The sequence below is a fragment of the Paraburkholderia sp. SIMBA_027 genome (genome assembly GCF_046535315.1).
GTDB lineage: Bacteria > Pseudomonadota > Gammaproteobacteria > Burkholderiales > Burkholderiaceae > Paraburkholderia > Paraburkholderia tropica.
The window spans coordinates 1-255 of record NZ_JAWRWY010001082.1; the positions used below are offsets into that span (position 1 = coordinate 1).

Consider the following 255-nt stretch of genomic DNA (forward strand, 5'->3'; position numbering starts at 1 on the left):
GATATCCGCAAGAGCTCGCCGAATTTCGGCAAGTGGGTTGGCGTGACGCTGTCGGTCGACAATCATCGGCAGTTGTGGGTGCCGCCGGGTTTTGCGCACGGCTTTGTCGTGTTGTCCGAATCGGCGCAGTTTCTCTACAAGACCACCGACTACTGGTTTCCCGAGCACGAGCGCAGCATCGTCTGGAACGATCCGGCGATCGGCATCGAGTGGCCGATCGACTTCGAGCCGCTGCTGGCTGCGAAGGATGCGGCG

1 protein-coding gene is annotated in these 255 nt (G+C 61.2%); it reads left to right on the forward strand.

Annotation, left to right across the window (positions count from 1 at the left end; all coding sequences use genetic code 11):
* Nucleotides 1-255 (forward strand): dTDP-4-dehydrorhamnose 3,5-epimerase family protein (locus SB764_RS42445; protein ID WP_410867100.1); only part of this gene is annotated, 255 nt, incomplete at both ends.